The sequence below is a fragment of the Bradyrhizobium sp. AUGA SZCCT0160 genome, assembly GCF_018130105.1.
In the GTDB taxonomy this organism is placed as follows: Bacteria; Pseudomonadota; Alphaproteobacteria; order Rhizobiales; family Xanthobacteraceae; genus Bradyrhizobium.
On sequence record NZ_JAFCMD010000008.1, the window covers coordinates 189,039 to 207,384 of the forward strand.

Annotated in this window: 18 protein-coding genes and 1 pseudogene; 5 read left to right on the forward strand and 14 right to left on the reverse strand. The window is 63.9% G+C overall.

From position 1 onward, the window contains the following. Positions 1-13 precede the first annotated feature (13 nt). The 9 genes and pseudogenes from JQ558_RS15800 to JQ558_RS15840 form a co-directional block, all read right to left on the reverse strand. Positions 14-649, reverse strand: a complete 636-nt coding sequence (locus JQ558_RS15800) for an FMN-binding negative transcriptional regulator (RefSeq protein WP_212294147.1) — start codon at positions 647-649, stop codon at positions 14-16. Between the two features lie 55 nt (positions 650-704). Then, positions 705-1,952 (reverse strand): annotated as a pseudogene (locus JQ558_RS15805) (SulP family inorganic anion transporter); the annotation flags it as partial. Between the two features lie 53 nt (positions 1,953-2,005). Further along, complete coding sequence (locus JQ558_RS15810) at positions 2,006-2,908, reverse strand: CHAD domain-containing protein (RefSeq protein ID WP_212209105.1); 903 nt, start codon at positions 2,906-2,908, stop codon at positions 2,006-2,008. 262 nt (positions 2,909-3,170) lie between these two features. Then, positions 3,171-4,364 carry a mannonate dehydratase gene (uxuA, locus tag JQ558_RS15815; RefSeq protein WP_212294149.1) on the reverse strand — a complete coding sequence of 398 codons (1,194 nt, stop codon included), beginning with the start codon at positions 4,362-4,364 and terminating at the stop codon, positions 3,171-3,173. 24 nt (positions 4,365-4,388) lie between these two features. Continuing rightward, the gene (locus JQ558_RS15820) at positions 4,389-5,429 is read right to left on the reverse strand and encodes an L-idonate 5-dehydrogenase (RefSeq protein WP_212294150.1); all 1,041 of its coding nucleotides are present in this window, start codon (positions 5,427-5,429) and stop codon (positions 4,389-4,391) included. Between the two features lie 13 nt (positions 5,430-5,442). After that, a complete protein-coding gene (locus tag JQ558_RS15825) occupies positions 5,443-6,849 on the reverse strand; it encodes a TRAP transporter large permease (RefSeq protein WP_212276643.1) in 1,407 nt (468 codons plus the stop codon). A gap of 4 nt (positions 6,850-6,853) precedes the next feature. After that, the gene (locus JQ558_RS15830) at positions 6,854-7,429 is read right to left on the reverse strand and encodes a TRAP transporter small permease (protein WP_212209101.1); all 576 of its coding nucleotides are present in this window, start codon (positions 7,427-7,429) and stop codon (positions 6,854-6,856) included. A gap of 82 nt (positions 7,430-7,511) precedes the next feature. Continuing rightward, the gene (locus JQ558_RS15835; protein ID WP_249142479.1) at positions 7,512-8,504 is read right to left on the reverse strand and encodes a sialic acid TRAP transporter substrate-binding protein SiaP; all 993 of its coding nucleotides are present in this window, start codon (positions 8,502-8,504) and stop codon (positions 7,512-7,514) included. A gap of 64 nt (positions 8,505-8,568) precedes the next feature. Beyond that, positions 8,569-9,303 (reverse strand): FadR/GntR family transcriptional regulator, encoded by a 735-nt coding sequence (locus tag JQ558_RS15840; protein ID WP_212294152.1) that lies wholly within the window; start codon positions 9,301-9,303, stop codon positions 8,569-8,571. Between the two features lie 187 nt (positions 9,304-9,490). Here JQ558_RS15840 and JQ558_RS15845 point away from each other — a divergent pair, with 187 nt between their 5' ends. Continuing rightward, entirely contained in the window at positions 9,491-10,960 is a 1,470-nt protein-coding gene (locus tag JQ558_RS15845) for a mannitol dehydrogenase family protein (RefSeq protein ID WP_212294153.1), read from the forward strand. A 65-nt stretch (positions 10,961-11,025) separates the two neighbouring features. On the opposite strand, the gene JQ558_RS15850 is transcribed toward JQ558_RS15845, so the two are convergent. Further along, positions 11,026-12,093: a DUF1236 domain-containing protein gene (locus tag JQ558_RS15850; RefSeq protein WP_212294154.1), complete on the reverse strand. Its 1,068-nt coding sequence runs from the start codon at positions 12,091-12,093 to the stop codon at positions 11,026-11,028. A gap of 156 nt (positions 12,094-12,249) precedes the next feature. Here JQ558_RS15850 and JQ558_RS15855 point away from each other — a divergent pair, with 156 nt between their 5' ends. The 4 genes from JQ558_RS15855 to JQ558_RS15870 all read left to right on the forward strand — a co-directional run bounded on the left by JQ558_RS15855 (position 12,250) and on the right by JQ558_RS15870 (position 14,549). Beyond that, positions 12,250-12,582 carry a hypothetical protein gene (locus tag JQ558_RS15855; RefSeq protein ID WP_212209096.1) on the forward strand — a complete coding sequence of 111 codons (333 nt, stop codon included), beginning with the start codon at positions 12,250-12,252 and terminating at the stop codon, positions 12,580-12,582. An 82-nt stretch (positions 12,583-12,664) separates the two neighbouring features. After that, positions 12,665-12,859 (forward strand): hypothetical protein, encoded by a 195-nt coding sequence (locus JQ558_RS15860; protein ID WP_212209095.1) that lies wholly within the window; start codon positions 12,665-12,667, stop codon positions 12,857-12,859. A gap of 306 nt (positions 12,860-13,165) precedes the next feature. After that, positions 13,166-13,615, forward strand: a complete 450-nt coding sequence (locus JQ558_RS15865; protein ID WP_212209094.1) for a nuclear transport factor 2 family protein — start codon at positions 13,166-13,168, stop codon at positions 13,613-13,615. A gap of 193 nt (positions 13,616-13,808) precedes the next feature. Further along, a complete protein-coding gene (locus tag JQ558_RS15870; protein WP_249142481.1) occupies positions 13,809-14,549 on the forward strand; it encodes a DUF3750 domain-containing protein in 741 nt (246 codons plus the stop codon). Positions 14,550-15,134: 585 nt separating this feature from the next. On the opposite strand, the gene JQ558_RS15875 is transcribed toward JQ558_RS15870, so the two are convergent. Genes JQ558_RS15875 through JQ558_RS15890 form a run of 4 tightly spaced genes read right to left on the reverse strand, consistent with a single transcriptional unit; the run spans position 15,135 to position 18,330 of the window. Then, a complete protein-coding gene (locus tag JQ558_RS15875; RefSeq protein ID WP_212294155.1) occupies positions 15,135-15,482 on the reverse strand; it encodes a RidA family protein in 348 nt (115 codons plus the stop codon). An 18-nt stretch (positions 15,483-15,500) separates the two neighbouring features. Next, on the reverse strand, positions 15,501-16,622 hold the full coding sequence (locus JQ558_RS15880) for an FAD-binding oxidoreductase (RefSeq protein ID WP_212209091.1): 1,122 nt from the start codon (positions 16,620-16,622) through the stop codon (positions 15,501-15,503). Continuing rightward, on the reverse strand, positions 16,619-18,037 hold the full coding sequence (locus JQ558_RS15885; protein ID WP_212294156.1) for a (2Fe-2S)-binding protein: 1,419 nt from the start codon (positions 18,035-18,037) through the stop codon (positions 16,619-16,621). Before JQ558_RS15885 ends, JQ558_RS15880 begins: the two co-directional genes overlap by 4 nt. Beyond that, positions 18,034-18,330, reverse strand: a complete 297-nt coding sequence (locus tag JQ558_RS15890) for a (2Fe-2S)-binding protein (RefSeq protein ID WP_212001941.1) — start codon at positions 18,328-18,330, stop codon at positions 18,034-18,036. The genes JQ558_RS15885 and JQ558_RS15890 overlap by 4 nt, the downstream gene beginning before the upstream one ends. Between the last annotated feature and the right edge of the window lie 16 nt (positions 18,331-18,346).

Sequence of the window (18,346 nt, forward strand, 5' to 3'; positions counted from 1 at the left end):
CGTGGCCGGACGGCTAATATTCGAGATGGGGACGAAGCGCCTTCAGCTTGGCCGCAAGTTCGCGGGCGTCGGCGTCCTCCGACTGCGAAAGATGCCGCGTGATCGAGGCGTAATCCTCATCTGACTTGTGCTGGTTCAGCTTGCGCTGCCCTTCCACCTGCTTCACGTCCATTTCGAGCACGACGATCGATTGCAGCATGGACTCGCGCTTGGTCGCCTCCATGGTCGACAGCGACCATGGCTGCTTCGGTGTCAACCGCTCCTCGAAGGTCGACAGTAGCACGTCGCCATGGCTGCGATTGCTTTCCATCGAAAGCCGACGCACCGGACCGGAAAGATGCACGGCCTCATAGAGCCAGGTCGAGACGTGATCCGGCGTCGCATACCAGTCGTTGGAAACATAGGCGTCCGGGCCCCAGACAATCAGAAGGAACGGGGTCTTTCCATCGGCGAGTTCGGCCAGCTTGTTTCGTGCGGTGAGGTGAAACTGCACCGTGACGGCATCGCCCGTCCGGTCGATCCTGAACGGCACATGCGAACTGATCGGGCCGGCGCCGCCGCTCGCAACCATCGCACCAAATCCACGCGAGGCGGCAAACTCCAGCGCGCCGTCGCGGTCCCAGGCAAACATTGGACGAAGGATGTGCACGGCAGCTTCCTTGCTTTACTCAGGAGGACGGGTCTTGCCGCCTGGCGCGGTCGAAAATGGCGAACGCCGCCGCCAGCGCACAGCCGGCGATGATGCCGACCGTAAGATCCTCGATCAGCGTGAGTCCGAAAGTGGCGAGCAGCACGCCGGCGCCGCGCCAGTCGTGCAGCAGATCAAGGAATTCTTCCTTCTCCGCCATGTTCCAGCACACCACGACAAGCACGCCCGCCAGCGCCGACAGCGGGATGAAGCTGGCCAGCGGCGCCGCGACCACCATGAACACAAGCACGAACAGCGCATGCATCATGCCGGAGACCGGGCTGACCGCGCCGGCGCGAATATTGGTGGCCGTGCGCGCGATCGTCCCGGTGACGCTGATGCCGCCGAACAGTGCGGAGGCGACGTTGGCGACACCCTGCGCCACGACTTCCATATTGTAGCGGTGCTTGCGCCCCGTCATGCCATCGGCGACCTTGGCCGAGAGCAGGCTCTCGACCGCGCCGAGCAGCGTGAAGGAGAGCGCGGCCGGCAACACTTCGAGCACGGACGCATACGAGATCGATGGCAACCGGGGTCCCGGCAATCCGTCCGGCAGTTGGCCAAAGCGGCTGCCGATGGTCTCGACCGGCAAGCCGAACAGCCATGCCGCCACCGAGGCCAGCGTCACCGCGATCAGCATGCCCGGCCAGTTCGGCGCTATCAGCCGCAGCAGGAAAATCAAGGCGACCGAGCCGATGCCGACCGCAAGTGCGGCCGGGCTGATGGTCGGCAGCGCCTGACCCAGTGCCGCAAGCTTGGGCAGCAACGGTCCGGGTTCTACACCGGCTAATTTCAGGCCGCCGAGATCGCGCAGCTGGCTGGCAAAGATCGTCACCGCGATGCCGCAGGTGAAGCCGACGGTCACGGCGTGCGGAATGTAGCGAATGAGCACGCCAAGCCGCAGCAGGCCGATCAGGGTCAGCATGAACCCGGAGAGGAAGACGGTCAGCAACAGGCCTTCCAGGCCGAATTTGCTGACGGTGGCCGCGACCAGCACGATGAACGCGCCGGCCGGGCCGCCGATCTGAAAGCGGCTGCCCCCCAGCGCCGAGACTAAAAAGCCGCCGATGACGGCGGCATATAATCCCCGCTCGGGCGAAACCCCCGAGGCGACGGCGATCGCCATCGACAGCGGCAGCGCCACGATCGCAACCGTCAGCGCCGCCAGCATATCCCGGCGGAAGTGGCCAAGATGGTATCCCTCGGCCAGCACGGTAGCGAGTTTCGGACGATAAAGATGAGCGGAGGCGGAGCCGTCGGGCATCGCGGGTAAACCGATTGGGACTTAAGGCATCATAGCCGACGATCAAGCGTGCGTCAGCATGCCCCTGCTTCCTTGAGACCGCGATAGGCCGATATCGCGGCGCTTCGCAACTTTTGCCGTTGCCGGCGATAGCCCGGTGGCCGGCGTTGGCCTGGATTATCGCCTTCAGCCGACAGTCCGGGCCTGGCGAAGCGCTTGAGATCGCGAAGATCGCCGAGCGTGCGTTGCAGCTGTTTCGCCGGCTTGTGGACGTGACGGAATTCGCCATGGCCGAACACCGGGACTATGCCCGTCAGCGCCTCCAGCATGTAGCGAAAGCGCTTCGCCCTGATCCGCAGCCGGTGACGAGCCGATGCGCCGAGGGCTTTGAGCCGCCGGCCTTTTCGGATCAGTTGCCGGCGCCAGCGATTGAGCTCGCGCTTGCAATAGGCCTTCAGCGGCCTTGCGGACTTGCGGCGCAGCATCCGCTCCCAACGCGGCAGCCATGACCCACTCCCGATCCAGCTGGACATCGCCTCGATCAGGTCATGAAATCGCGCCGAACGCAGGCAGTGAACCATCCGGCGATGATCGCGCGTCTGATGCGCCTCGAGATCCTCGCCGATCATGCGTTGCGCCCAGTCCCGGTACCGTTTGCGGCGTGCATATTCCACGACCACGTCGCTGTCGCGCGCGGCGCCGAGCGAGCCGTTCAGCCATGCAAGCTCCTTCTTCAGGCGCCGCCATTCCGCATCGACCACAATCGAAGCAAAGAAGAACACGGCGGACCGCAGCTGGGTAATGGCGACACGAATCTGATGCACGGCTTCGGCATCGCCTGCGCAGGCGCTGCTGTGATGCAGCCTGACCTTGCCGACACAGTCCTGTGCGATTTTCTGGAACGCCGTCGCGCAATCGAACTGCGTCGCCGCAGCGGCCTTGCGCAGGCCGATTTTGGTTTTGCCAGCGCCCTTCATCTGCCACGCCCGATGGCGGGCCGAGCATACAGGCTACCGCACCGCAAAGCTTCCATCCCCGTCACGCGCTCCGGTCCATCCCGCCTAACATGGCCTGACCCGTCGCACGGCGCCAGCCCGTACGGCCAGCCCAAAGCAGGCCACGGCTTGCGGAGAACGATCGCCGCAACCGTCAAGCCGGGATAGAGGGTTTGTGTCAGGCCAATCAGGAGTTGAGATCGGCCAGACGGGAACCGCTTGATCGCGCGATGGTTCTGGGCGATCAGCCGGCGTGCTCGATGGCGCGGATGGCGCCGCGCAGTTCCGCCAGCCCGCGCAGCCGGCCGATCGCGGTATAGCCGGGATTGGTGCGCTTGGTCTCGGCGAGATCGTCGAGCATGCGATGGCCGTGGTCCGGCCGGAATATGATTTTTTCACCTGCCGAACGTTTGCGGTTTTCGGTCAGCAGCGCCTTGAGAACCGCGATCATATCGACGTCGCCGTCGAGATGATCGGATTCGAAGAACGACAGGCCGTCGGCCTCGCGCTTGGTCGCGCGCAGATGCGCAAAGCCGATCCGCGGGGCGAATTGTTTTGCGATTCCCGGCAGATCGTTCTGCGCACGTACGCCGAGCGAGCCGGTGCAGAAGCAGATGCCGTTCGCCTTGGACGGCACCGCATCGAACAGCGCCTGGTAGTCTTCCGCCGACGAGGCGATGCGCGGCAGGCCGAACAGCGGCCGCGGCGGATCGTCGGGATGCAGCGTTAGCGTCACGCCGAGCTGCTCGGCAACGGGCGTGACGCGCGCGAGAAACTCGATCAGATGCTGGCGCAGGAAGGCGGAATTGATGCCACTATATTGCTGCAGGCGGTCGCGGAACTGCGGAATGGTCAGGGGATCGGTGGTCGACCCCGGCAAGGCGCTGGCGATGTTGGTGACGAGGACGTCGATATCGGCCTGCGTCATCCCGGCGTGAAGCTGCTTGGCGCGGGCGCGGGCGGCTTCCGAATATTCCGCCCCCGCTTCCGGGCGCTGCAAAATGTGCAGATCGAACGCCGCGAACCGCTCCTGGTCGAAGCGCATCGCCTTGGCGCCGTTCGGCAGCTCCCATTCCAGATCGGTGCGGCACCAGTCCACGACAGGCATGAAATTGTAGCAGATGACCTTGATGCCGGCCGATGCCACCGCCTCCAGGCTGGCGATCCAGGCCTCGATCGAACGTGTCGCCTTGCCCCCGAGCCGCTTGACGTCGTCGGGGATCGGAATCGATTCCACCACCGACCAGGTCAGCTGCGAACGGCCGGGCTGGCTTTTCTCGATGATGTGCTTGCGTTCCTCGACGCCTGATCGCGTCCAGGCTTCGCCGATCGGCACCTGATGCAGCGCGGTGACCACATCGGTGGCGCCGGCCTGGCGGATATCGTCGAGCGACACCGGATCATCAGGCCCGTACCACCGCCATCCCTGCAGCATCATGAAAATCTCCTGAATATCTTCCGGTCACTGCGCCGTCAGCACGACCTTGACGCTTTGCGAGCGGTCCAGTGCGAGACGAACCGCATCGGGTGCGACCGAGAGCGGACGCTCGGCGGTCACCAGCGACAGCACATCGACGCTGCCGTCGGAAATCAGTTCGACCGCGGTCATGAATTCCGGCCCGAATCGGAACGAGCCGCGCAGATCGATCTCCTTGGCCATCACGGCATTCGCCGGCGTTGGAATTTGCCCGCCCGGCAGATTGCCGATCTGGACGACGACGCCGCCGCGCCTGACCGCGCCGATCGCGCTCGCGAGACCCGCCGCCGTGCCGGAAACTTCAAACGCCACATCGTACGGCGCCACCGCCTTCAGGGCTTCATCGCCTTTGGAGATGTCGATGACATGGTTGGCGCCGAGCCGCGTGGCAAACGCCAACGGCGCGGCGGCGATATCGACGACGGTGACTTCGGCAATGCCGGCGCGGCGCGCTGCCAGCATCGTCAGCAGGCCAATGGGGCCCGAGCCGAACAGCACCGCGCGTTTTCCCTTGACGTCGCCGGCGCGGGCGACCGCGTGCAGGCAGACCGCGAGCGGCTCGGCCAGCGCCGCCGCCTGGTACGTCACATGGTCCGGAATTTTGACGCACTGCGCGGGAACGGCGTCGAACAGGCTGGAAAACCCGCCCTGCATGTGCGGCGTCTTGGAAGCCGAGCCCATGAAGAAGATGTTCTCGCACAGGTTCAGCCGGCCCTCGCGGCACGGTGTGCAGTGGCCGCACCAGCGCGATGGATTGACGGCGACGCGATCGCCGGTCTTCAGGCCGGGCGCGCTGCCCGAGATCTCGACGACCTCGCCCGCGATCTCATGGCCGAGCACCAATGGCGAGGTGACGACGAAATCGCCGGTGCGGGCATGGCGGTAGTAATGCATGTCGGAGCCGCAAATGCCGCCGGCGCCGAAACGAATCCGCACCATGCCTGACGCCAACGGATCGAGCGGCCGCTCGACCATGCGCAAATCCTCGGGGCCGAACAGTGTTGCAGCCAAAGCCATCGATGTCATTTTGCGAGTCCTATCACTTAGCAAGTCCCATATATTTCGGCAGCCAGAGCGTCAGCTCCGGGATGTAGGTGATGGCGACGAGCGCCAGCAGCAGCGGCACCAGCCAGGGGAGGATCGCCATCGTCGTGCGCTCGACCGAGAGCTTTGCGACGCGGGCGAGCACGAACAGCACCATGCCAAGCGGCGGGTGCAACAGGCCGATCATCAGGTTGAGCGTCATGATCAGGCCGAAGTGAATGGGATCGATGCCCAGCTTCAGGACGATCGGCAGCAGGATCGGCACCAGGATGGTGATCGCCGCGATGGTGTCGATGAAGCAGCCGACAAACAGGATCAGGATGTTCGCCAGCAGCAGGAACACCCATTTGTTCTGGGTGATCCCGAGTATCGCGTCGGTGAGGATCTGCGCCGCCTGCGACACCGTCAAGAGCCAGGCGAAGATCGAGGCCGCCGTCACGATGAACAGCACCGATGCCGTGGTCTCGATGGTGTCGAACGTCGCCTTCGCCACCGTCTGCAACGTCATCGAGCGATAGCGCACCAGCCCCAGGAACAGCGACCAGATCACGGCGGCGACCGCGGCCTCCGTCGGCGTGAACCAGCCCAGCGTCATGCCGCCGATCAGGATGACCGGCGCCATCAGCGCCATCACGGCGGAGAAATCGAAATACCAGTCGAGCGCCAGCAGCGCCACGAGCCCGATGCCAACAGCCATGTTGACCGAGAGCCCGGCGAGCACCAGCAGCCAGACCGCGAGCGGAAAGCACAGCACGACCACGATCTCGAGCCCGGCCGAGCCGATCTGCCGCCAGGAGAACGGCGTATCGCTGCCCCAGCCGTTCTTGTGGGCGAAATAGGCCACGGTCGCCATCATCATCAAGGTCATGACGACGCCCGGAATGAGGCCGCCGAGGAACAGCGCGCCGATCGAGACGTTCGCCATCATGCCGTAGATCACGAACGGCAGCGACGGCGGGATGATCGGGCCAAGCGTCGCGGACGCCGCGGTCACGCCGACCGAAAACTCGGTCGAATAGCCGTGGTCCTTCATCGCCTTGATTTCGATGGTGCCGAGGCCTGCGGCGTCCGCGATCGCGGTGCCGGACATGCCGGAAAAGATCACCGAGCCGACGATGTTGACGTGGCCGAGGCCGCCGCGCATCCAGCCCACCAATGCTACCGCAAAGCTGTAGATGCGCCCGGTGACGCCGGCGATGTTCATCAGATTGCCGGCGAGGATGAAGAAGGGAACCGCGAGCAGCGGAAAACTCTCGACGCCCGCGATCATGCGCTGCGCCAGCGTCACGTCGGGCGTGATGCCGGTGACGAGAATATACAACAGCGACGACACCGCCATCGCGAGCGCAACGGGAAGGCCGACCAGCATCAACAGCAGAAATGCCCCAAGCAGCAGCAGCATCGCCCTACCCTTCCGTTCCGTCGAAGGCGCCGGGGCGCTCCAGTATCGAATAGCCGCGCCGCCAGTTTTCGATCGCGATCTGGATCGAACGGCCGAACATCAGCACGAAGCCGAGCAGGACGCCGTAATAGACAAAACCTTTTTCAATCTTGATCGTCGTCATCCGCTCTTCGCCGATGATCTGGATGTAGACCCAGACCAGCTTGATCGCGTAGCCGAAGAAGGCGATCCGGATCAGGTCGATCACGGTCGAGAGCGCGCGCCCCACCGCATGCGGCAGATAGCGGAACACCAGGTCGACCTGGATGTGCCGCGACAGCCGCACGCACATCGACGAGCCGATGAACACCACGCCGATCAGGCAATAGGTCGCGATCTCCTCGGTCCAGGCGTAGCTGTCGTTGAGGACGTAACGGGTGAAGAACTGCAGGAAAACGCACAGCGCCATGATCCAGAAGATCACCAGCGCCAGCCAGTCCTCGAACGCATACGGACTGAGGTCGGCGCCCTTCGGCGCCTCGTCCTCGAACGTATGGGCGATCTCTTCCGCCGTGATCTGCTTGTGCACTTCAGCCGACATCGGCGTCTCTTTCCAAATGCGCTCGAGATAGCTTGCCCCTGCCCGCCGAAGGACGCGGCAGGCAGGGGCAAAAGGCGTCGGCTTACTTCACCGCCTGGATGCGCTCCCAGTCGGCCTTGCGGTAGTCGAAGCTTTCAAAGCTCGTGGTCTTGATCACGGTGTCACGGAACGCGGCCTTGTCGACCTCGGTGACGGTGAGACCCTTCTGCTTGAAGAAATCGACCAGTTTGGCTTCGTTGACCTTGATCTCGCCGGTGGCCTTGGCAGCGGCTTCCTGGGTCACTTCGGTGAAGATCTTGCGATCCTCTTCGCTGAGCTTCTTCCAGAGCCCGCCGGAAATGATCGTGTTGAGGTGGTCGACGATGTGACCGGTCAGCACGATGTGCTTCTGCACCTCGTAGAACTTCTTCGCCTCGATGGTGGTGAGCGGATTTTCCTGGGCTTCGACGGTGCCGTTCTGCAGCGCCAGATAGACTTCGGCGAAAGCGATCGGCGCGGTGTTGGCGCCGCAGGCGCGCGGCATCGCCAGATAGGCCGGCACGTCGGGCACGCGGATCTTGAGGCCCTTCATGTCCGCGCAGGCCTTGATCGGACGGTTCGACGAGGTGTGACGCACGCCGTAATAGGTCACCGCCACGATGCGGTGGCCGGTCTTGTCTTCATAACCCTTGGTGAGATCCTTGAAGACATCGCTCTTGGTGTAGGCCAAAAGATGATCAGCATCGCGGAAGGTGTAGGGATAATAGGTCACGCCGATCGGCGGGAAGCTCTTGGCGGCGAAGCTGGAGCCGGAGATGATGATATCGACCGAGCCCAGCGAAAGGCCTTGGTTGATATCGGCCTCCTTGCCGAGCTGCGAGGCCGGATAGACGTCGATCGCATAGCGGCCGTTGGTGCGCTTGCCGATCTCCTGCGCGGCCCACACCGACGCGGTGTGGAACGGCTCGGACGTTTCATAGACGTGCGCCCATTTCAGTTTGGTCTGCGCCATGCCGGCGCTGGTGGCGGCAACAAGCGCGGCAGCGGAAGCCGCCAATATAATTGTCAATTTCTTCAGCACGGAAATCTCCTCCATTGTTACATTTGCTTTTGTTACTCAACCGTTTCAGCCTTTTTGGCCGAACCGTTCGAATGCGTGATCAGCCGCTCCTTGCCTGTGCGTGAGGCGATGCGGCTTCGGCTCCAAAGTTTTGTGCAAAGCGTTCCTGCGAACGCGCCAGATGCTCGCGCATGGCGGTGCGGGCAGCGTCGGGATCGCGGGCGGCGATGGCGTCGCGGATCGCCTGATGCTCGGCGAGCGCGGCGCCCCAGGATTCCGGGTTCTCGAAATAATGCGCGAGCTTGGCGAAATAGGGATTGAGCCGCTGGTCAAAGAGTTCGCCGACGACGCGAACCAGCACGGCGTTATCCAGACATCCCGCCACCGCAACATGGAACGCGCGGTCGTGGATCATCGAGGCGTCGCCGGGATGCTGGGTGTTTGCCATCGCCAGCAGCGAGGCGTCGATGCGCGCGATATCTTCCGGCTTCGCCACCCTCGCCGCTTGCTCGGCGATGGCGCCTTCGATGAATTCGCGGGCGCGCAGCAATTCGAACGGCCCTTCGATCGTTGCGGAGGCCGGCAAAGGCGCGGCCAGCGCGGCCGGGTCGCTGACATAGATTCCGGAGCCGACACGAATGCGAACACGTCCTTCGACTTCGAGCGCGATCAGTGCTTCGCGCACGGTGGGACGCGAGACCTTCAATTGCTCCGCGATATCGCGTTCGGTGGGGAGCCTGGAGCCGACGGCGTATTCGCCGCTGTCGATCAAGGCGCGCAGCTGATCGGCAACCTGGCGGTATAGGCGTCGCGCTTCCACTGCCTCTAACGGCACGCTGCTTCCCCCGAATGATCCCGCGGATCGGTTCTTTTTCTGGGCGGCTTTGGCCAATCGGCTGACCCTTGAGTCAACCGCCAATCGGTAAATTGGCCTTACCAATTGACCAAATATTGACCTTACGGGCGCGCCATGTCAAGGCGAATGGCGAAAATTCCGCCATTCCAACCCAAAGGAGGCTGATTTGCGCCTCTCGAACGCCAGCCTCGCCCGGCTCCCCAGCCATATCGGACGCCCCGGTTACGACCGGGCACGCGTCACATCAGGCATTGTCCATCTCGGAATCGGCGCCTTTCATCGTGCGCACCAGGCGGTCGTGATCGACGACCTGCTCGCAAACGGCGCGACGGACTGGGGAATCATCGGCGCCAGCCTTCGAAGTTCGGACACCTACGACGCCCTCGCCCCGCAGGATTGTCTCTATGCGCTTGCCGTTCGCTCCGGCGCGGGCACTGAACACCGGATCATCGGCTCGGTGCTGCAGACGCAGGTCGCCAGGAACAACCCCGCGCAATTGATCGCGCGCATGGCTGATCCCGCCACGCGCATCGTCTCGCTGACGATCACTGAAAAGGGCTATTGCCACACGCCGCAGACCGGCGAACTTAACGCTGACCATCCCGATATCGTCCACGACCTTGCAAACCCCGATGCACCGCGATCGGCCCCGGGATTCATCGTGGCCGCGCTGGCGCGCCGCCGCGCGGCTGATATCGCGCCCTTCACCGTTCTCTCCTGCGACAATCTTTCGGCCAACGGCCATACCGTGAAACGGATCCTGACTGAGTTCGCTCACCTGCGATCGCCGGAGCTCGGAAAGTGGATCGCCGATCACGTCGCCTGCCCGTCGACGATGGTCGATCGCATCGTCCCCGAGACCACCGACGCCGATCGCGCGGCGGTCTCGTCCGAACTCGGCATGACCGACGCATGGCCCGTGATATCAGAGCCGTTCACGCAATGGATCGTCGAAGACAATTTTCCGGCCGGCCGGCCCGATTTCGCACGCGCCGGCGTGCAGCTCGTCACTGATGTGACACCGTTCGAACACATGAAGCTGCGGCTGCTCAACGCCAGCCACTCGGCGCTGGCCTATCTCGGCTATCTCGCGGGCCATGAGACCATTGCCGCTGCCATGACCGACGATCGCTTTGCGGCGTTCGCCCACGGTGTGATGCAAGAATCCGCCGTGACGCTTTCGATGCCGGAGGGGACCGATCTGGCGGGATACAGCGCCTCGCTTCTCGAGCGCTTTACCAACCCTGCCCTGCGTCACCGCACCTGGCAGATAGCGATGGACGGATCGCAGAAATTGCCACAGCGGCTGCTCGGCACGATGCAGGACCGGCTGCGGCAGGGCTTGCCGATCAATACGCACGCGCTCGCGGTCGCAGGCTGGATGCGCTACGTCACGGCCAGCGATGAAAACGGACAGCCGATCGACGTGCGCGATCCCCTCGCGGCGGAACTGGCGGCGATCGCCAAGAAAGCCGGCCCCGTCGCAGATCGGCTCGCGCCTGCGTTGCTCGACATTGGTTCGATCTTCGGCGAATTTGGAAACGACCCCCGCCTGCGCGACGCCGTGACGCGCGCCCTGGCGCAGCTCTACGAATTGGGCGCCCGTCGGGCGGTGCAGGCCTGGGCACCGGCATAGACTGACCGGCGAGCGCACCGACGTGAGAAAGGCGGCCCGAAGGCCGCCTTTCAATCCGAATGCCGTCAGTCGATTTCCTCGATCACCATTCGCTCGCCCGGATCGACGAGATAGGTCCGGTTTTCGCGATGAATGTACCGATACTCGCGCAGCGCGGGCGCGTCCCGATACACCGTCTCGGGAAACTCGTCCACTTCGACGGCTTCCGGCAAACGCTCGCCACGACGGATCACCATCCTTGCGCTACTGCCGGTGGTTTGCGCCGTGCTGCCGGTGGCCTGACGTTCGGTACGTTCAGTTCTGGTCTTGACGTGCTTGCGGACCGCGTCGCGATCCTTGTCGGTAAACGCGGCCTTCGACTGCGAGCGCGCCGGAGCGGCGGCCGTCGAGCCGCCCGAACGCGGCAGAACCGTCACGATCTGGTAGGTGGACGGTTCGACGATCACGATTTCGTCGCGCACCACAAAGAAGCTGTATCCGCGATACTGCGGAACGATTTCCACGACGTCCGCAGGGAGTGTCTGCAGCCGCACGTCACGCGGAACGGCGGTGCCGACCGAGAGCGAGAAGTTGACGTTGGTGAGCGGCTGCACGTTCAGCCGCGAGATCGATTGCGTGACCCGCGTTCGCTGCTGATCGTTGATATTGACCGACGCATTCACGTTGGTCGACGAGGATTGCGCCGTATTCGAAGGCGGGTTGGTCGACTGGGCAGGCTGCTGCGCAGTGGTGCTCTGCGAGGGCTGCTGCGCGGTGGTGTTCTGTGACGGTTGTTGCGCTGTTGTGTTCTGCGGCGGCTGCTGCGCTGTTGTGTTGGAGCTTGCCGGCGCCTGCTGCGCCTGATTGCTCGAGCTGCCGGTTGCAGGCGTCTGCTGGGCCTGGTTGTTGGACGGCGACGGAGCATTGGTTTGCGCCTGAGCCGGAGCAGACGTTCCACCAGACTGGGAAGAAGTGGAAGGCGTCGTCTGCGCCTGCGACGAAGACGGCGTCTGGCTGCTTGACCTGTCAGGTGCCTTCTGCGGCGTTTGGGTTTGCGGGCTCGGCGAGGTCGACGGCTCCTTTGGCGACTGCGCAAATGCCGCGGTGGCGAAGACAACCCCAACGGCGGTGGTTAAAAGAAGACGTGTTTTCATTTGGAACTCCTCCTGTTGCGTTCGGGATGAACGAGCCCGAGGCTGCCGGGTTCCGATTTCCGCAGCGCCAAATATTGAGGAACCGGGAACATTCCAAATCCGGGAACATTCGGTAAGTGATGGGGTTGGTGATCATCGACCTGAAGGAGTTCAGTCATGAAGAAATTGATCGTAGTGCTCGCGATTGGCGCCGGCACCCTGTTCGCTACCGGCGCAACGGCCGCACCGCTCTCGAATGGCATTACCGTGATGCCGGATAACGGCATCGAACATGTCAGAATGGTCTGCGACGAATTTGGCCAATGCTACCGTACCCGTGGCGGCCGTCGCGTCGTCGTTGAGCGCGAATACGGCGACAGCTACAATTATTACGCTCCGCGCGAGCGATACATTGAACGCCGCGGCTATTACAATGACGGCCCGAGCGTCGGTATCGGCGTCGGACCGGGCGGCGTCGGTGTTGGATTTGGCGTCGGACCGCGCTACTAGGATTTCAATTTCGCAAGTCGAGGCCGCAGAGAAATCTGCGGCCTTCGGCGCGCCCGGCTTCCGGCACCGCGTGAGGTTTGAGATGGACGAAAGCAAGTTCGCTGCGCTGCTCGGTCACGCAGCACTGAAGGTGTGGCCGGAGCTGTCGCGCGACGCCCAGGAAATGTTGTTTGCGGCTGCCGTCGATGACGGCGTCATTGCAAATACGCTCGCAACCTACCTGCACGATCATCATCCCCGGACCGCCCATCCGCCAAAGCCGACGGCGCTGGTCTGATTCGGATCTGCATGGCGGCGGCATTTAACGCCCAGGCGGCTGCTCCAGAGCCTCTGCTCGCCTGAAGCTGACGCTAGCCAGATTACAAGCACCAAATTGCAAACCTGACGCGACTGCGCGAGCGACCTCGCTTTCTCTTGCAGCGCACACCGCTGATAATACTTTCAGAAGACACAACCCTGTGTTTCAATCGGTCCTGCGGAAGCCGCAACCGCGTGCGTGCGCAGGCCGGTTCCTGTCCCGATCGCGAATCCCGGCCAGCAAAAACAACGCACGGTCTCAAAACGATAACAACGGAGGAAATCCATGGACATCGATCGTCGTCAGCTTGCGTTACCGGTACTCGCCATCGGACTTCTCGGCGTGATGCCAGCCTTCGCCGGCGCCGATGAAGATGCGGTCGCCAAAAACCTCGAGGCCTTCCGCACCGCGCAGGCCGCCGCCAACGCCGAGGGGCTGGCGTCGCTTTGCGCAGCCGAACTCAGCTACAGCCACTCGGATGGCCGCGTCGAGGACAAAGCGGCCTTCCTCGCCGGCGCGACCAGCGGAAAATCGAAGTGGCTGTCGCTGGTCTATAAGGACCCCGCGATCCGCGTCGTCGGCCCGGTCGCGACCGTCCGGTTCAACTGGCTCGGTGAGCAGGAGGCCGTCGCCGACGGCAAGAAGACCTCCACCAACCTCCACATCCTGATGACGTGGCTAAAGCAGGGGTCGGACTGGAAACTGCTGTCGCGCTCGTCGACCAAGCTCGGGTAGCAGCCGCGGAGTGCAGCGCTCAAGCCAGCGCGCCGGATCATCGGTGCGCTGGCTGATGTCTCCCGATGGATCGCGCCAATCTGCCTTGCCAGTGGCGCCCCCTTCATAAAGACTCGGCACCAAACTGGCGCAGACAGAAAGTCGAACTATATCAGGGATCGTTGTTTCCATATCAATCACTCCCGTCGCCCCCTTGATCAAACTAGTCATCATCTTTCTGTCGTTGGTTTTTTTCCCGATCGGTGTATCGGCGGCCCGCTATTGGTCCGATGACCCGCGTGGAAGCTGGCAGACAGCGGACCGCTCCAGCGCCGGGCTTTTGCCCGAGGCGTCTCGTCACCCCGAGGCGGTCATTCGCATTTATGGCGCGCGCACGCTGCGTTGGAAGGCGATCTTCGCGATCCACACCTGGATCGTTATCAAGGAGCAGAACGCCGCGACCTACACCCGCTATGACTACACCGCCTGGGGCGAGCCGATTCGGACCAACGGCTTCGCGGCCGATGCGCGCTGGTTCGGCGCGTCCCCCGAAACCATCGTCGCGGTCGATGGCGAGGAAGCAAGCCGCCTCATTCCCAAGATCCGTCACGTCGTCGAAAATTATCGATTCCGGGCCTATGGCGACTACAGCCCGTGGCCGGGTCCGAACTCCAACACCTTCGTGCAGGCCGTCCTCAACGCGGTCCCCGAACTGATGGCTGTGCTGCCGCCCACCGCGATCGGAAAAGACTATCCCTACGAGGGCAAGTCATTCGGACTGACGGCTTCCGGCACCGGCGTTTTTGCGTCGCTTGGAGGTTATCTCGGCCTCACCGTCGGATGGGTCGAAGGCCTCGAAATCAATTTCCTCGGCGCGGTGCTGGGATTGGATATTCGCCGGCCGGCGCTGAAATTTCCGGGCATCGGCCGATTGGGCATGGCCGCCGGAATTTAGCCCGCCGTTAACCTTTGCCGCTGACCGGATTGGCGTCGTCAGCCGTGACCGCGTCATCACTCGCTGATGCGGCAAAAATTCATGCATGATGCGCGCAATTTGATCTCGCATTGCACGCAGCAACCCTTATCTCTGGCTCAGGTAGGAAATTCGCCCCAAGGACAACTCCGAAAAGGAGCCATCTAATGGCGAACGTATTAACCACTGGGGCCTGGCTTTCTGCCCCGACCGAAAAGACTTCATTTTTTGCAAGATTGTTGCGCGCTCGTATCGAATCCAATGAGCGACGGGCTGCCCGCGCCGTTGAGACGTACGTTACCGACCACGGGCTGCAAAAACTGTCAGATGATGCCGAGCGACAAATCGATCGCTTGTTCTCCAGAGCGGGCCGATAGCCATGGTCACACTCATCATCATGCAGGTCGCAACCAGACTCGCTCGTTTTGGCAAACAGGCTCGTGAGACGTGGCGCGAAACCCAGCGCCTCCGTCGCAGCCTTGCCGGCCCAGCGGAAGAATGACCGCACCGCGCACGGTCCCCTTCGTTTCACCGGTCAGCCGGTGAAACGAGAGGGAAATGCGCGCCTCAGCCTTTGAGCGCGGTGACCACGACCTCAATCAAGGCGCCGCCACCGAGATCGGCCACACCGACGGTGGCGCGCGCCGGCAAATTGTCACCGAAGAATTCGGTCCAGGCCGCGTCCATCTCCTTTTTCTTCGAGAGATCCGTGACAAAGATCGAGGCGCTGACGACGCGCGATCGATCCGTGCCCGCCTCCTTCAGATAGCCCGCGATCTTGCCGAGGATGTCGCGGGTCTGGTCGCCCATCGAGACGCTGGTGTCGTCGGCGATCGTGCCGCCGACAAAGACGAAATCGTTGGCTTCGACGGCGCGGTGCATAATCGGGGTACGGATGTTGCGGATGATGTTCATGATGTCCTCATCTTGGTTTCAGGGTGGGGAAGAATGAAAGCGGTCGATGCCGAGATCGCCGATCCGGGTCTGGGTGCCGCCGCTCACGATCAGCTCCGTCATCACGGCGCCGGCGCCGGGACCGAGCTGGAAGCCGTGCAGCGAAAAGCCGAACTGGTGATAGAGCCCCACGTGGCGGGCGCTCGGGCCGAAGACGGGCAGTTCGTCTTTTGTGCGAGCCTCGATGCCGGCCCACGCCCGCACGATGGTGGCGCTGCGCATCACGGGAAATAGTTCGAACACGGTGCGGGCGCTGATGGCGAGGCTGCGCCAGTCCAGCACCGTCTCGTTGCGATCCTGATCCGGCGTCGCCAGATGCCCGCCGCCGATCAGCACCGTGCCGTTGGCGAACTGTTTGAAGGACAGCTTGCGCCCGCGCAGGATCACGACGGGATCGATGAAATGCGGCACGCGGGACGTGATCATCAGCATCGGCGCCACGGTCTCGACCGGCACCGGCTCGCCGAGATCAGCGGCGATGCGGCCGGCCCAGGCACCGGCGGCATTAACGAGCACCGGCGCCGCATAGCTGTCGGCGCCGACATCAACCCGCCACAGCCCGTCCTGCTTTCGAATGTTGGTCGCGGCGACGCCCTCAACGACGGTGGCGCCGAGCGCTTCGGCCTTGCGGCGGATCGCGGTGGTGGTTCGGGCCGGTTCGGCCGCGCCGTCGCGCCGCGACACCACCCCGCCGGGGCAGCTGTCGGCCACCGCCGGCACCAGCCGCCGCAGCTCCGGCCCATCGATCAGTTCCTCGTGGGTGAAACCGAGCGCGTTCAGCTCGGCGACACGCGCGCGACAGGCATCAAATTCGGTGTCGTTCTCGGCGACCAGCACCTGGCCATGGCTTTCGAAGCCGCAGCTGTCGTCGACCAGCGCTTCGATCCGCTCCCAAATTCCCATCGAGCGGATCGAGAGCGGGATCTCGGCGACATGCCGTGCGAGCTGGCGGACGCCGCCGGCATTGACGCCCGAGGCGTGGCGGCCGGCATAGTCCTTCTCGACCAGCACCGGCTTCATGCCGGCGAGGCACAGGTGAAGCGCGGTCGAGCATCCGTGGATGCCGCCACCGACGATGATGGCATCCGCAAGCTTCGTCATCCGCGCACCACCGCATTGACGTCGGCGTCTGTCTTCGGCACCGCCGCCAGTTCCGCCAGCGTGATCGGCTTCACCGGTGCACGCAGCCGATAGTAGCCGATCTCCTGGGGCGTCTTGCCACGGGCCTGCGCCATCAGCTCGGTGACCGTCAGGCCGCAGAGCCGGCCCTGGCAGGGACCCATGCCGGTGCGGCGATAGGCCTTGAGCTGGTTCGGACCGGTCGCACCGATCGCGACGGCGTCAAGAATGTCCTTGGCCGATACCTCCTCGCAGCGACAGACGATGGTGTCGTCAGAGGGGATGCGAAATTGCGGGGCCGGACGGAACAGCGTGTCGAGGAAAATGCGGCCGCGCTCGGCCTTTACCAGCGATGCTCTGATGGTCGCCATCGGCGCGAGCTTGAAAGCAGCCGCAGGCGCCAGCGCCTCGACCGCGGCGCGCGCAGCGATACGGCCGCGGACAATGGCGGCATCCGCGCCGCCGATCCCGGCACCATCGCCGGCGATCGCGATGCCTTCGACCGATGTGCTGCCGTCGCGATCAAGCACCGGCGACCAGCACAATTGCAGCTCATCCCAGCGATGCTCGATCCCGACCGCCATCGCCAGGTTGACGTTGGGCACCACGCCCTGGTGCAGCAGCAGCAACTCGGCCGGAACAGTCTCGCGCCGGCTGCCGGACAGATAGGTTACGGTTGCGAGCTGGCCGGCACCGGCGGCAGCGAGTTCGGTGACGCCAGACACCACAGGCACTTTCGCGCGCACCTGCCTCATCAACGCAAAACCCTTTGCGAAATAGGGCGACGTCATGAAGGCGAAGGCGTGAGGCAGCGCGGCAAGATAATTTCGACGCTCGGTGGTATCGAGGATGCGGTCGATGCGGCCGCCGAGGCGCAGGATCTGCGCGGCGAGCAGCCAAAGCAGCGGCCCCTGGCCCGCGATCACCGTCGGCCCGTCCGGCACGAGGCCCGATGATTTCAGCATGGTCTGCGCCGCGCCTGCGGTCATCACGCCCGGAAGGGTCCAACCGGGAATCGGAAACGGCCGCTCCAGCGCGCCCGTCGCCAGAATCACCCGACTCGCCCTAACGAAGAATGACGCGCCGCCTAGCGATATGCCGATTTCGAGATTCCGGTCGAGGCTCCAGACCGTCGCGCGCTGAATGATCTCGGCGCCGCTCGATCGCACCGCCTCGACTAGTTCCGCGCCCGCCCAATATTCGGCGCCGAGGTGGTCGCGTTTCGTCACCGGGGTCGAGGCGATGGCGCGCCAGACCTGACCGCCAGGGCCGGCGTTCTCGTCGAGCAGCAGCGTCGACAGGCCAGCCTCGGCCGCGGTCGCAGCGGCGGCGAGTCCGGCAGGCCCTGCCCCGATCACCACGACGTCATAGCTGTCGCGCCTGGCAGTCGTGTTCATCGGCCGATCTCCCGCTTGCCCTTCTGGATCTCGATCTGCATGCCCTCGGCAACGGGCACCAGGCAGCCTTGCCGATTGCCGACGCCGTCGATGGTGACGAGGCAGTCGAAGCACACACCCATCATGCAATAGGGCAAGCGCGGCGCGCCGCTCACCGCGGTCGCGCGGCGCACGTCGCGGCCGGAGGCGAGCAATGCTGCGGACACCGTATCGCCCTCGCGCGCCGCGACGGCGGCCCCGTCCACGACGATGTGCACGGATCGTCTGCTGTCCTGATCGGATCGTTTGAACATTGGCTGCCTCTTCGCC